At 59.2% G+C, this 14230-nt stretch carries 10 protein-coding genes; 6 read left to right on the top strand and 4 right to left on the bottom strand.

Annotated elements, in window-relative coordinates; translation table 11 throughout:
• Positions 1 to 13 precede the first annotated feature (13 nt).
• The gene (locus FIV03_RS28355) at positions 14 to 1045 is read right to left on the bottom strand and encodes a Gfo/Idh/MocA family oxidoreductase (RefSeq protein WP_152512174.1); all 1032 of its coding nucleotides are present in this window, start codon (positions 1043 to 1045) and stop codon (positions 14 to 16) included.
• Positions 1046 to 1185: 140 nt separating this feature from the next.
• On the opposite strand from FIV03_RS28355, the gene FIV03_RS28350 reads away from it, so the two are divergent.
• Positions 1186 to 2205 (top strand): LacI family DNA-binding transcriptional regulator, encoded by a 1020-nt coding sequence (locus FIV03_RS28350; RefSeq protein WP_075281880.1) that lies wholly within the window; start codon positions 1186 to 1188, stop codon positions 2203 to 2205.
• A gap of 89 nt (positions 2206 to 2294) precedes the next feature.
• On the opposite strand, the gene FIV03_RS28345 is transcribed toward FIV03_RS28350, so the two are convergent.
• From FIV03_RS28345 to FIV03_RS28335, 3 genes are all read right to left on the bottom strand, one after another.
• Positions 2295 to 3680, bottom strand: coding sequence for a condensation domain-containing protein (locus FIV03_RS28345; protein ID WP_286202336.1), 1386 nt, complete (start codon positions 3678 to 3680; stop codon positions 2295 to 2297).
• A gap of 77 nt (positions 3681 to 3757) precedes the next feature.
• Positions 3758 to 6847, bottom strand: coding sequence for an AMP-binding protein (locus FIV03_RS28340; RefSeq protein WP_173014025.1), 3090 nt, complete (start codon positions 6845 to 6847; stop codon positions 3758 to 3760).
• 16 nt (positions 6848 to 6863) lie between these two features.
• Positions 6864 to 8522, bottom strand: coding sequence for a condensation domain-containing protein (locus tag FIV03_RS28335; RefSeq protein ID WP_152512172.1), 1659 nt, complete (start codon positions 8520 to 8522; stop codon positions 6864 to 6866).
• Between the two features lie 101 nt (positions 8523 to 8623).
• On the opposite strand from FIV03_RS28335, the gene FIV03_RS28330 reads away from it, so the two are divergent.
• From FIV03_RS28330 to FIV03_RS28310, 5 genes are all read left to right on the top strand, one after another.
• Positions 8624 to 9784, top strand: coding sequence for an isochorismate synthase (locus FIV03_RS28330; RefSeq protein WP_286202351.1), 1161 nt, complete (start codon positions 8624 to 8626; stop codon positions 9782 to 9784).
• Positions 9785 to 9816: 32 nt separating this feature from the next.
• The gene (locus tag FIV03_RS28325; protein WP_152512170.1) at positions 9817 to 11451 is read left to right on the top strand and encodes a (2,3-dihydroxybenzoyl)adenylate synthase; all 1635 of its coding nucleotides are present in this window, start codon (positions 9817 to 9819) and stop codon (positions 11449 to 11451) included.
• 9 nt (positions 11452 to 11460) lie between these two features.
• A complete protein-coding gene (locus tag FIV03_RS28320) occupies positions 11461 to 12327 on the top strand; it encodes an isochorismatase family protein (RefSeq protein WP_152512169.1) in 867 nt (288 codons plus the stop codon).
• 19 nt (positions 12328 to 12346) lie between these two features.
• Positions 12347 to 13102, top strand: coding sequence for a 2,3-dihydro-2,3-dihydroxybenzoate dehydrogenase (gene dhbA, locus FIV03_RS28315; protein ID WP_152512168.1), 756 nt, complete (start codon positions 12347 to 12349; stop codon positions 13100 to 13102).
• A 72-nt stretch (positions 13103 to 13174) separates the two neighbouring features.
• On the top strand, positions 13175 to 14218 hold the full coding sequence (locus FIV03_RS28310) for a methyltransferase (RefSeq protein WP_152512167.1): 1044 nt from the start codon (positions 13175 to 13177) through the stop codon (positions 14216 to 14218).
• Positions 14219 to 14230: the final 12 nt, after the last annotated feature.

The raw sequence follows: 14230 nt of genomic DNA, 5'->3' as shown, positions 1-14230 counted from the left end.
GAATGTCCTCGGGTCAGATATCTATCTCGACGAAGCGCTCTTCCTCGGCGCTCCGGATTGCAGCAAATGTCATGGCGAGTGAGCGGATGTTGTCGGCGGAATCCGTGAGAGCGGCCCTGCCAGTCTCACGCGCGTCCAGGAAATCGGCGATGACGCCTGCATGGCCGGTGGCCTCCAGCGATGCGGGCAATTCGGGCACCTCGACCTCTTCCAGCGGATACAGAAAGCCTTCGGCCGATTTCACGATTTCGGCCCGGAAGCCTTCGTTGCCGTCCCACAAAAGAGTTCCGCGCGATCCGATGATCCGCCAGGAGGCTTCCCAGTCCGTGCGCGCACCTTCCGCACACCACGAGCCGCGATAGGTCATGGTCACATTGTCATGGCAGTCGAAGATGGCGGCGGCACTGGCTCCGTGGCGGTACCAGGAATGGGACGGATTGCTCTCGTGACAGAAGACCCGGCGCGGTTCCAGCCCGGCGACGAAACGGGCCGCGTCGAAAGTGTGGATCGCCATGTCGTGCAACAGCACGTGGTCCATCTCCTCCCGGAACCCACCGAAATGCGGTGCGATGAAGAAGTCGCAATGGACCTCCGCAATCCGCCCAATGCCACCCTGGTCCAGGAACTGTTTTGCACGCCGGATGCCGGGCAGAAACCGGCGGTTCTGAATCACGGCATGCACCCTGCCCTGATCCCGTCGCACGTCGAGCAGTGCTTTTGCCTCATCCAGCGAATTCGCCATCGGTTTTTCGGAAAGCACATCGCAGCCGGCAGCAAAGCCCTGGGTCACCACCTCGTTGCGGGCAGATGGCACGACGATGTCGAACAAGAGGTCTGGCTTCAGCCTGGACAGCAGTTCCGTCAGATCGTTTCCGGCCTCTGCATTGCCGAAGCCGGAGGTCTGAGCACGTTTTTGCGCAAGGTCCGTATCAAGGTCGACAAAGCCGACAATCTCAACCCGCTTGCCGGAAGAGTTGATGTCCTGAAGTGCACGTAGCCAGCCCTCGGACATGGCTCCGCACCCCACCATGACGGCGGTCTGCATGTGATTTCCTCCCATCGGGCGCGGTTGTGACCTTTCGTCTTTCCGGGCTCCGTAAACGTTTACGACGCTAGATTACGATGGAACTTTGTGTCAAGAAGTTTCGTAAACGTTTTCGGAAATCTTTTCAGGAGCCCCTGTCCTTGAACATAAAAGACCTCGCGCAACATCTTGGGATCTCTATCGGAACCGTTTCGCGAGCGCTGAACGACAAGCCGGATGTAAACGCAAAGACCCGAGAGCGTGTGCTCAATGCCGCAGTTGAACTCGGCTACAGTGCGAACGCTTCGGGCCGTTCGCTGCGTCGTGGAACAACGCAGACAATCGCCTTCATGCTCGAAACCGGGCAGTCGGAACTCAGGAGCGGCGACAACTTCTTCATGCGCGTGATAGACGCCATGCAGGCCGAACTCGACGATCAGGGCTATGATCTCATCATCCTGCCCTGCCATTCCGCCAACGATCCGACGGAGTTCCTGAAACGCGTTATCGCGCGTGGCACGGCGGACGCCATTGTTGTAACCGCGACCATGAAGAACGATCCGCGGATCGAGTTCCTGCTCAAGTCACGGCTCCCGTTCCTGACACTCGGAAGGTCACGCCTGGAAGACCAGCACCCCTGGATCGATCTCGATTTCGAAGGATATGTCGATCAGACAATCCGCAAGCTGGTGGCTCTCGGGCACAAACGCATTGCCATTACCGTGCCGCCGACCCGATCCAACATCGCCAGTGTGTTGCGCGAAGCCTATGAAACCGCAGTTGCCGAAACGGGGCTGGAATTCGATCCCGGTCTGATCTTCGAGTGTGAAGTCAGCGAGTCCGGCGGCAATCAGGTGACCCGCCAGATCCTGGAAATGCCCAACCGGGCGACCGCGCTGCTGCTGAACTACGAACTGATGGCATTTGGCGTTTACTCGGCCCTTCAGGAAGCCGGGCTGTCACCGGGCAAGGACCTGTCGGTTGCAACACTGCGCAGAAGCAAGCTCCTTCGCTTCCTCAACCCGCCGGTAACGGCATTCGAGATCGATCTGGAGCAGCTTGGGCGAACAATCGCGAGGGAAGTTCTGCAAGTGCTGCGCGACAACAGCCACAAGACCAGGATTGTCTGGCCTGCCACGATGGCCATAACCGAGAGTTTCGCGCCGCCACCTGGCCGGTAGCCCAGCTCGTATCCGACCGGCTTGCCACTTGTTTTTCCACGGACGCTGCCCTCCCCTTCCAAAGGCAGTCAGTCCCTTATGATACGTCACTACATCGGAAATCTCTGCGCAGCTGCGTCAAACAGAGCGGACGAACAAGTCGTTCCAAGGACATCGCCGACCGGTCGTGTCAGCCATTCCGGTTGAAGTGCACCCGACAGGAATGACGGCAGTTTCTTTTCGTGCTCGCTGAAAGTCTGTGTGCTCATCAGGCTGGGATCGGCGTCCAGGCACAGGGTCAGGTTGCTTGCGTCACCCTCCCCTCGGAAAGTGAGATTGAAGCCGTCAGCGGGGCCACTGCCAAGAATGTGGCGGCGAGACCTGCAACCGGTAAAAGCCGGTGCATTGAAGGGCAGCACGTTGATCAGGGGAGAGAAGAAGTACCGGCTGCCTTCCGTCAGCCCCTGGTCTTGTGAAATCTGCTCGATACGGTAGCGGCTGTACCGTCTTTGGCGTTTCAGCTCAGCGGCCGAGCCTTTCAGAAAATCTGCCAGGGTGTCGGTTCTGTTCACCTCCATCCGGAACGGCAGAATGTTGACCAGCAACGCCGGCAAATGCGCCCCCACACTGCCCCACCGGCTCATGAAAGGAAGCCAGAGTGTCAACGCATTCTCGGGCGGCATCTGCCGACCGGCCCGTTCGCCCAGAAGATAGAGACCGCAGAGCAGTGTCAGGAGATCCGGCCAGCCAATTTCAACCGCCGCAGCGGTTGCCTGCAGGTTTCGCGTGAACTTCGGAAATAGGGAAACCTGAGCGTGATAGCCGGGGCCACCATAGTCTTCATCTCCCCTCTCCAGAACTTCGATGTCGGCGGCTCTTGCGAAATAGTTCGACCAGAACGCCTTGTCGTCGTTCCACTGCCGGCTCTCCTGATATCGAGCCTCTTCAGACAGAAAACTTGCCAGCGGATGGAATGGCAGACCGGCATCGCCCTGGCCGCGATAATGATTGTACAGCTCGGCACAACGCTGTTCGATCAGTGCCAGACCATATCCATCGACGATGATATGGTGAGCGCGGATGTACCAGAGGTAGTTTCTCTCCCCGACGCGGTAAAGCGCATGCGCCGACAGTTTATCGTGCCGCAAATCCAGCTTTGCGGCCAGATCGGTTTCCATCCGCTTTCTGGCGACTTCCAGTGGCTCGGCCTCCTCGCGCAAGTCCACCTGTATAAGCGCGGGCAGAAACTCCGGATCGCAAACTTGAACCGGCGCTCCACCATCCGGGCTCACCCGAAACCGCGCCGACAGGATCTCGGCCTCGCGGATGGTGCGTGTGATCGCCCTGGTCAGCGCAGGCTCGTCAATGTCGCCTTCAAGCTCGATGTAATGCGCGACCGTCGACACGGGCTGGTCGGGATGAAAAGTGAATTCTTCCCAGAAGTCGAGCTGTGGCAGCGTCAGCGGCATCTCACCGGTTGGACCGATGTCCGGCATGAACGAAACTCCTTTTACGATTTCAAATGACGGCGGAATTTTTCGCAAGGTTGGAAAACGGAACGTCTTGAGGCCAATCAAGGCAACTCTCGAGAAACGAGTTCCTCCACCTGGTTCGCGTTTCGGCACATGAGAAGTTGCTTTGGCGGCAAAGCGACGCCGAATTCGTCGGAGATGCGCTGAGCGATCGTCTTGAGATGCGACGGTAAAAGCCCCATCGACAGGAAGTCGGTAGCCCCATTTACGGCTGACGTTGCTCCGCAGCCGACGACCTCCAGATAGATGTCGAGAAGCCGGCGGTTTGCCGGGGATACTTTCCTTTGCGGCGCCGGTTGTCTGGAAGAAAAATCTGCAAGCAATTGCCTCGCAGCCCTTCGATCCGGTTTTCCGTTGGCAGACAAAGGAATGCTATCCACCTTTAAAAAGTACGCGGGAACGTGGGATTCCTGCAGGTGCTGTCTTGCAAAATTGCGAAGGTCCGCATCGGAAAGTCCGCTTCCAGGAACCGGTTCATAAAGGGCGCCCAATTCGGTTTCCCCACGGCGTTCGTCTCCAAGATCCGTCAGTAGAACGCGGGCGACGTCAGGGTGTTTCACAAGTTCATTCTCGACGTCAGGCATGGAAATGCGGACGCCGCGCACCTTGACGTAGCCCTGAACGCGGCTGTCGAACAGGATCAGGCCGTCGCGCCTGTATCGCCCCCGGTCTCCGGACCGGAATGCGCGAACCGGCTCTCCGTGCTCATCCCGGATCATGACGAAGTCATGCTGCCGCAACTCGCCGCCTTCCAGATATCCGAGCGCCGTGTTCACACCCGAAGAATGGATACGGCCAACAACACCGACAGGGCAGTGCTCGCCTTTCTCGTTGAGCACGAAATACCGGTTTGCCGGCAGCGGGCGGCCATAAGGTATGTTGCCCGTGTCTTCCGGGCAGATCCTGTGCCAGATACTCCAGATCGTGGTTTCGGTCGGTCCGCCGATTGAACTCAGTCGGATGGCCGGGTTGCTGCGCCTGACATCTGCGATCACCGCCGGTTTGAGGTAGTCACCGCCCTGGTTAATCAGGCGCAGGTTGGCAAGTTCCGGCTTTTGGCGGCAGGAAAGCAGCATCTCGAAGATTGTCGGAACCGACGACCAGATCGTTACGCCGTGCGCGTCAATCAGCTGGTTCCACCGAACCGCATCCTTCTCCTCGCCTTCAGCAGGTTGAACCAGCGTTCCGCCAGCGGTCAGACACCCGAAGACCTCATAGACAGACATGTCGTGATGCAATGGACTGACTGAAATGAAGACGTCATCTGAAGTGACTTCCCACTCCGCATTGGTGCTGCCGATGACGTTGTCGGTCGATCGGTTGGACAGCACGACGCATTTCGGTTTCCCGGTCGTACCTGAGGTATAAAGATAGTACGCAGCCTCCGGACTGGACGAAAGCTCCTGAAGCGGTGGCATGAAGTCAAATACGTCGCCGGAGGGGTCTCCCTGCAGCAGCGTCTCGGCAGAAACGACGTCGTAGCCCTCAACCGGCTGCGTTCCGACGACCAGGTCTGGCTTGCAATTGTCGCAGAGAAATTTTCTGCGCTCTTCTGGGGCAGAAGCATCCACTGGAACCCAGATTACCCCACGCAGCGCACAGGCCAGCGTCACCATTGTCTGCTCAGGAGAACGCGGCAGCGCAAGAACCGCAACATTTCCCTTTTGAAGGTTTCGGGCTGCGAGAGACGCCAGCACCTTGTGCACGCCCCTGCCGAGCTCTGCATAGGAGACCCGACGTGCACCGCAGACGAGCGCGTCGTTTTCCGGCGGTGCTGAAAACATGTTGTCGGCAATGCGCCTCAGGAACCCGCAGGCGGCATAAGTCTCCTCCCGCATGTTGAACCGATAGTGGTCGAAATCCAGCACGTTTCGCGCTTCGACCTGAAGCTCATCGCTTTCGCAGATGGCGGTCACGGCCCTGTCGATGGCTGCAAGAATGTCATCAACGACGGTGCGCTCGATAGCTTCGACGGCATGATCGATATCGATCGCCAGGCCTCCGTCGGCCAACGCACCCAGGCGAATGTCCAATGCGACCTGCGGTGTCTGTGTCAGGCCGTCATGCAGGCGAACGTGCGCATCGGAGGAGAGCACTGGCCAGGACAGCCCGTTCGTGAGGACAACCGGCAGGGCGACACCACTTGCACCACCTCCGAGATCCATCAGGAACCGGCTGATGTCGACGCCGGAAAACGACAGGTGATCCAGCCCCTCCAGAACGTCGTCCTGCAAGGCCCTTGCCCTGGCAACAAAATCGTCTGTTCCCTGCCCGTCCCAGGCGACGGCAAAGAACGTCGACCCGTTTTGGTATCCCCCTTCCGTTCGCGGGGCCGCCGGTACTCCGACATGAAGGCTCCCTTCGCTCAACCAGTGCGACAGAACTTCCAGGATTACGGCCGACAGCATCGTATTTCGAAAGAGGCTCGCCTTTGCCCCCATGCGCGTGAGCTTGCGGAATCGCGCTGTATCGATTGTCAAACCGGCGCGCGCATAGCGAGAGGTTCCAATGGTCTCCAGAGATTTCGCCCAGGGAAGCTTCGGCACGCCTTCGTAAGACCGGAGCTTGGCCTTCCAGTAGTTTGCATCAGCCTCGTTCTGGCTCTTGATCGGCTCTATGGCAGAAGGAACAGGCAAGCTTGTCGCGGATTCGATCTGTCGATCCTCAAACAGTTCAACCATCAGCGCAGCTATGGAAAAACCGTCCAGGATCAGCGCATCGAACCGGAAGAAGATTGCACAGTCATCTCCGGTCTCGCCGCCCGTTTCGGGCAGCTGGAACGCGACGACCCGCCAGGGCGGTGCTGTCAGGTCGAACAGCTCATGGGAAAACCCCTGCTTCAACTCGGCGATCTTTTGCTCAGCACTTTCCGGCGTCTGGTCGGACAGATCGATGCGGAGGAAATCGACCTGCGGCGTTGCCAGGACCTGTCTCGATTGGCTTTGGCCGTCGACAACCGTCCGCAGGCTGTCATATCGCTCCGCCAGATGGAGCAGCCGGCGCTCCAGAAGAGCGAGGTTGAAGCGACCGCGATACTCGCGAAACTCCTGCATCGCGACACCGCCGAGAGGCACATATTCGCTTCTGCCAAGGAGGTACGCGCGCTGCAGCGACGTCAGTTCGGATGTCATGATGTCTCCAGCGGATCTATTCGGCAGGTTGAGCTGCAAGCGAAATCCGGCTACTTGCGCCAACCGCCTGCAGAAAAGCTCGTGCGATGCTGTCCGACGCCTTGCCGGAGCGATCATTGATCAGGGATGCCAGGGCAGCAGTTGTGCTCGCAGGCCCAATGTCCTCCGGTGCAATGGCTGCAGACGGAATGTAACGATTGAGAAAGGTGACGAAGTCCGCAAGATCGCCCTCGCCCAGTCCGAAATCTCGGATAGGGAGATACATGTCAGCGTCACTGCCAGTCACCCTGCCCGGCGCCAGCCGGTTCAACAGTTCCAGAAGCATGTCTTCGGTGTATGTGGCGGGCCGTCTTGCAGAGCCGCACGTCATGACGCTGCAAACTGCCTGTTCGCCAAGTGACCGCGGGTCGGCCGCAACTTTCCTCGCGAGCCGCTCATAGCTCTTGAACGCGGCATCGACCCAGGCTTCGGGCAGTGCGTCATATCGGATATCCCAGTTGAGCAGGATACCGCCGTCCAGTTCCGCAACTTGAGCATCCAGGGCAACTTGCGGCCCTTGTGACACGGCCCAGTTCATCGATCCGAAATGCTGGCGGACACGTTCGGAGAAGAGGCCTCCCATAGGCAGACCGAGGCCGGAGGTAAACACGATGGGCGCAGACTGCAGGGACCGTTGATGGCGCGACAGATCACGCATCACGCTGACACCCGGATAGGCAGAATGGGCGAGCAGGTCCAGCATTCTGCCGGCCAGAGATTTGCAAACCTCTTCGTAGGTCTCCCCGGGCCGTAGATCGACCGCCAGAATGAGGGTGTTGGAAAAGTCTCCGACAAGCCGCTCGACACCGGCGGTGTAAGGCGCGCGCCAGAACATTGGCACGTTGAGACGAAAACGGCCGCTGCCGGTGGCCCCTCCCACAACAGCGGCGAACAACCCCAGCATCAATGCCGACACTGTCACGCGCAGCCGGCGTGCGGTCCCTTCCAGTGACCTGCGTTCGCCAGGCGACAGATAGGCGGCGAGCCTGCCGCTTTTGACCCGTTGGCCAGCGGCAACGACCGGCAGATCGGGCGCCGGCGGCATGTCATCCAGACGCTCTTGCCACCAGCGCTTGTCTTCCCGCTGACGCCTGTGCAAATCCACATCATCGGCTTTGGCGTCCAGCCAGTCGAAAAAGCTGCTTTCCCCGGGTTCCACCGGCAATGAGGGCTTTTCGTAGTACCGGGCAAGGTCCTCCATGAGGAGGCAGAAACTCGGCGGGTCGATCGCCGCCATATCCGTGTCGACATGCAAGCGGCCGGCCCCATCGGGCAGCAGGCTAAGTCCGAATGCCGACGTCTCACCGCTGGCAAGGTCCAGCGATCGACTGGTCCAGCTCTCCCGCTTTTCCGCCAATCGATGGGCGAGTGCTTGCGGTTTGAGACGGCTCAGGTCCTCAACCTCGAAAGACAGGCTTTCTTCTGTTTTTCCAATGATTTGCCGGCCATCCGCCGTGATTTGCATGCGAAGCATGGCATGCGTCTCATAGAGTTTGCGAACCGCCTCCTCCAGCCGGGTCGGATCGATGTTGCTGCCATCGAATTCCACATAAAGATGAGCTGATACATTTCCGAGGAAGCTCTTGGCTTCGCGCCCGGTCCAGTAAGCGGCCTGCATGGGTGTAAGATTTTTCATTGCGACTTTTGGTGTTGACAAAACATGAGTATCATACTCAAGTATTGAAGCAGGTCAACCATTCATATAGGAGATGCTCCATGGCAACCGGAGCGAGAGTGATGCGTCACGAAGACGTGGCCATCCAGCCTGATCCCAAGCGAAAATTTCTGTTCACTTCAGGCAGAAACGAACTGCATGCCGACGGAATTCGTGAGCGGATTGCCGTCCCGGCCCGGACCGGAAAAACTTCGGGCGACCTGTTTCAAGCCACGGTTGGCGCAGCCCTGGAACGCGCCCGCAATGCTGGCCAGAAAAACCCGATTGTCGTTGGTGCCATTCCGTTCGATCTCGGTGAGGTGTCCTGCCTCTACGTGCCTGAACGCCATGAATGGCGCACCTGCAAGGAGCCGAACGGAGGCGCCGTCACCAAACGCATCATGCCGGAGCTGCTCGCGCAGCGGAGTTATCCGGATGAGGCCGGCTTCAAACGGGCCGTCCAACACGCCATCGTCAACTTCCAGCACAGTGATGTCCGCAAGGCCGTCCTTTCTGTCATACGGGAACTGCAATTTGCAGAGCCTGTCGATGTCGACCGGCTCATGACAAGCCTGCGGGCCCAGAACACCGACGGCTATCAGTTCCAGGTGCCACTTCCGGATGGCAGCGAGCTGATCGGCGTCAGTCCGGAATTGCTCATTCGCAAGAACGGACGTTCGTTTACGTCAAACCCGCTAGCGGGGTCGACCAGACGCCTGCCCGAACTCTCCGCCGACAAGGACGCCGGCACTGAATTGCTTCGCTCCGAAAAGGATCGCTACGAGCACAGGCTGGTCGTCGAGGACATTCACCGATTGCTGCAACCCTATTGCTCACAGATCGATGTGCCGGATCAGCCGTCGCTTCTTGGCACAGCGGCTTTGTGGCATTTGTCCACCAGGATCGAGGGACAGCTGAACGACCCGTCGATGACCGTGTTGCAGCTAGCATGCCTCCTGCATCCGACGCCGGCTGTCTGCGGATATCCAACCGAGTTGGCTCACCGTCTCATCCGGTTTGTCGAACCGTTCGAGCGCGGGCTTTTCACCGGAATTGTCGGCTGGTGCGACGCCCAGGGCAACGGCGAATGGGCCATCACCATCCGCTGCGGCATCGTAGAGCGTGACGTGGTGCGGCTTTTTGCAGGCGCCGGCATCGTTGAGGCCTCTCAACCGGACTGCGAATGGGCCGAAGTCCAGACCAAACTGGGTACCATGCTCAAGGCTTGCGGCCTCGCCGCCTGAGCCCCTGACCTTACCAAACAATCAGGTTTCCAATGAACGTCGAATTTCAGCGCTGGCCAGAGGATCTGGCAGCGCATTACCGCTCCTGTGCCTACTGGATCGATCAGCCTTTGACCCGAATTCTGGATCAACAAAGGCAAACGCGCCCCTCCGCGCCGGCGATCGTGTGCAGCGAACGAACCCTTTCCTATGACGCACTCGACCGACTGTCCTCCAATCTGGCTGCAAGATTGGCGGCAAAAGGGTTGGGCCACGGTGACACCGCACTGGTACAGCTGCCAAACCTCGCCGAGTTCTACATCGCCTTTTTTGCGTTGCTGAAGGCCGGCATTGCACCGGTCAACGCGCTTTACAGCCATCGGCGTCACGAGATGACGGCCTATGCCCGGCAGATCGAACCGAAACTTCTGATCGCCAGCCGCCAACATGAGCTGTTCAGGACGGAAGACTTCATCGGCACCCTGCAGGAAATGCAGGACGGTGCTCTCACTGTTCTTCTTATGGACGAAGCAGATCCCGCCTCCAGCCTGTCACACTGGATCGAAAGTGCTCCGGACGGCGTTGCCCCCGATTACAGCCAGACACCCCCAGGCGAAGTCGCCTTCTTCCAGCTGTCCGGCGGCAGCACGGGTACACCGAAGCTGATCCCACGCACGCACAACGACTACGACTACAGCGTCAGGGCCAGCGCGGAAATTTGCGACCTGACACCCGAAACGCGGTTTCTTTGCGCGTTGCCGGCCGGGCATAACTTTCCGCTCAGTTCACCTGGCGCACTCGGAGTGTTCCATGCCGGAGGCTGCGTCGTGCTCGCCCCCAATCCGGAACCTCTTGCCTGTTTCGAGCTTATTCGCAAACACAAGGTGACCATGGCCGGTCTTGTGCCTTCCGCCGTCAATCTCTGGCTTCAGGCAGCGCCTGATCATCGCAAGGCGCTGGAGAGCCTGAAACTCCTGCAGGTGGGCGGCGCGCACTTTCCAGAGTCCCATGCGCGTCTGGTCCCTCAGATACTTGGCTGCAAGCTGCAACAGGTCTTCGGAATGGCGGAAGGACTGGTGAATTACACCCGTCTGAATGATCCGGATGAGCTTGTCTTCACGACACAGGGACGCCCGATCAGCCCTGACGACGAAATCAAGATTGTCGGAGAAGACGGGCAACCTGTTCCCGACGGCGAAACGGGCAGACTCGCGACGCGTGGTCCTTACACCTTCCGCGGCTACTTTCGAAGCCCGGAACACAATGCCGATGTCTTCGATGAGGACGGGTTCTACTATTCCGGTGACCTGGTGTGCCGGACCGTTGAAGGCTATCTGCGGGTAGTTGGACGGGTAAAGGACCAGATCAACCGGGGCGGCGAGAAGATAGCCGCGGAAGAAGTGGAAAGCCTGCTTCTGCTTCATCCTGATGTCCGAGAAGCGGCCCTTGTCGCCATCCAGGATCCGGCACTCGGCGAGAAAAGCTGTGCTGTCATCGTCTCGGACAACTCCTGCATCAAGCCGCTTGCTCTTCGCAGGCACCTGATGTCGCTCGGAGTCGCCGACTACAAGCTGCCTGACCGCTTCAGTTTTGCGGACGCCATTCCCCTCACAGCCTTCGGCAAACCCGACAAGAAGAAGCTGCGCATGGATCTCGCGCAGAAATTCACTCCCGCTCTGACACAGTAGAGGTTCCCAATGACCATCCCGACAATTTCCGACTACCCGATGCCGAAGGACTTTCCGGCGAACAAGACCGGCTGGAAACCGGATGCCGCGCGTGCGGTCTTCCTGATCCATGACATGCAGGATTACTTCCTGCGGTATTACAACGCCGATGGTGAACTGATGACGCAGTTGATCGCCAACCTGCAGCGCGTTCGCAACTGGGCCTATGCAAACAATGTCCCGGTCATCTACACGGCTCAGCCTCATGACCAGCCGCCGGAAGACCGGGCACTCCTGAACGACATGTGGGGTCCGGGCCTGACCGTGGCCGACCCGGCCCTGCAGCAGGTGGTCAAGGGACTGGAGCCAGGCGAAAACGACGTGGTTCTGACGAAATGGCGCTACAGTGCATTTCAACGATCCGACCTCAAGGCCCGCATGGCATCCCTTGGCCGCGATCAACTGATCGTCGGTGGCATCTACGCACACATCGGCTGCCTGATGACTGTTGCGGATGCGTTCATGAACGACATTCAGGCCTTCATGATTGGCGATGCGGTTGCCGATTTTTCCGAGGCCGAACACAAGATGGCCCTGAAATATGTCGCCACCCGCTGTGGTGCGGTCACAGATACGGCAAGCCTCACAGGTGCAGCCCAGAGGTCTGAGCCGATGCGGGACTGGCTGCACAGCCGCGTGTTGGAGCTCATCGAAGACGACGCCGATCTCGATCCGGAAGAAAACCTGATTTTCTATGGTCTCGATTCCATTCAGGTCATGAAACTCGCCAGTGAACTGAAGGAACGCGGCATTGTGGTCGGCTTTGACGAACTTGCGCGTGTCCCAACCCTGAACGGCTGGTGGGCACTCATTGAAAGCAAGCGCCTTGCAGCCTGACACAGCAGAGCGCTCCGACATGTCAACTCGGCAGTTCGCAGGCAAGCGCGTGTTCGTAACCGGTGCCGCAAGCGGCATCGGTCGGCGCATCGCAGAAAGGTTTTGTGACGAGGGTGCCATGGTGCTTGGTCTGGACAGACAGGCCGGCGACAACACCCTGCCATTTCGCATTCTTACTGCGGACCTTGCCGATGCCCGTCAGGTTGAAAAGATCTCTACCGGGCTCATGGCGGACCGGTGGTACCCGGACATCCTGGTGAATGCCGCCGGTGTCCTGCGAACCGGGGCGGCGGAGGACCTGTCGCTAGAGGATTGGCAGGCCTGTATGAACGTCAACGTCAGCGGACCGTTCTACCTGCTGCGCCAATGGATACCGGTGTTCAAGGAACGGCAAGGCGGAGCGATCGTGAACATTGCCTCCAACGCGGCGCATGTGCCTCGCACGGGCATGACTGCCTATTGCGCGTCCAAGGCGGCGATGGCGAGCCTCAGCCACTGCATCGGGCTGGAACTCGCGCCCTTCGGCATCCGCTGTAACCTTGTCTCGCCGGGTTCGACCGATACGCCGATGTTGCGCGAAATGGCGGGTGTAGCATCCGGCTACAGGCAGCTCGTTGCAGGCCAACAGGATCGGTTCAAACTCGGCATTCCACTGCAAAAGGTAGCCACGACGGACGATATTGCCGAGACCGTGCTGTTCCTTGCGTCCGACAAGGCCGGGCACATCACGCTGCAGGACATCGTGGTCGATGGAGGCGCGACCCTGGGCGCCTGACAGCCAGCCCCCTCCCCTGCCCTCCATCGAGCCGGACCCTCCGGCAAATTTTCATTTACAAGGATTGCAAAATTGACAGCACCAGCTCCCACACCTTCCGAACACCCGGCAGCCGTTCCGCCCTTCAAGCTGATGGCACAGATCACGGCATATCGTACGTCTCAATGTATTCGTGCTCTTGTCGAACTCGGGATACCCGCCCTTCTGGTCGAGCGGGCGAGATCGCTGGGAGAGCTTGCGGAAATCACAGGAACAAAGCCCCGTCTCCTGGAACGAGTGCTCAGGCACCTGGTCAATGAAGAGGTGATTTCCCTGGATGAGCAGGGGCACTACCTCCCCTCCCCTGTCACCCGCCACCTCGTGCCGGGGCATCCGCAGAGCCTGCGCAACTGGGTGGCTTGTGAACTCGACCCGTTGCTCTGGCGAAGCTGGGAAAACCTGCCCGAACAACTGCGAACCGGCAAGACCGCCTTCGATCTGGCCCATGGCTCCGCGTTTTTCGATTGGCACGCGCAGGATGAGGCAGCGCAAAAACGGTTCGACGACCAGATGAACGGGGCCTCAAAAGGCATCGGTGCTGTCGTCGTCGACAAACTGGCATTCGCACCAGGCACCAGGATTATGGATGTCGGCGGTGGCAACGGGTCGTTTCTGGCGCAAATTCTGGACAGGAACCCTGAAACCACGGGAACTCTGTTCGAGCTTCCGCGCGGTGTCGAAGACCACGACCCGCTGTTCGAGCAGATGCGGTCGAACGGCCGGGCGACTACCCAAAACGGATCCTTCTTCGAGCATGTACCAGGTGGGGCCGATGTTTATCTGTTCAGCCGGGTCTTCCATGACTTTGACGATGAAGCTGCGATCACCATCCTGCAGAACACCAGCCAATCCCTGACGGGAAAAGAGCGCCTTTACCTGATCGACATGATGACCAGCGACGCTGCTGCCGGCGCCCGCGGATCGTCCCAGGATATCTTCATGATGACGCAGCTCGGCGGCAGGGAGCGGACGGCGGACGAGTTTATCGAACTGTTGGCGAAGGCAGGCTTTGAGACTTCTTCCATTACTCCGACGTCTAGCCCCGTCAGCATTCTGGAATTCAGGCTGGCAGGTTGATGCAGCCACTCC

This window comes from Labrenzia sp. THAF187b, from assembly GCF_009363375.1.
Lineage (GTDB): Bacteria > Pseudomonadota > Alphaproteobacteria > Rhizobiales > Stappiaceae > Roseibium > Roseibium algicola.
This window is presented reverse-complemented; position numbering and strand designations above follow the sequence as displayed.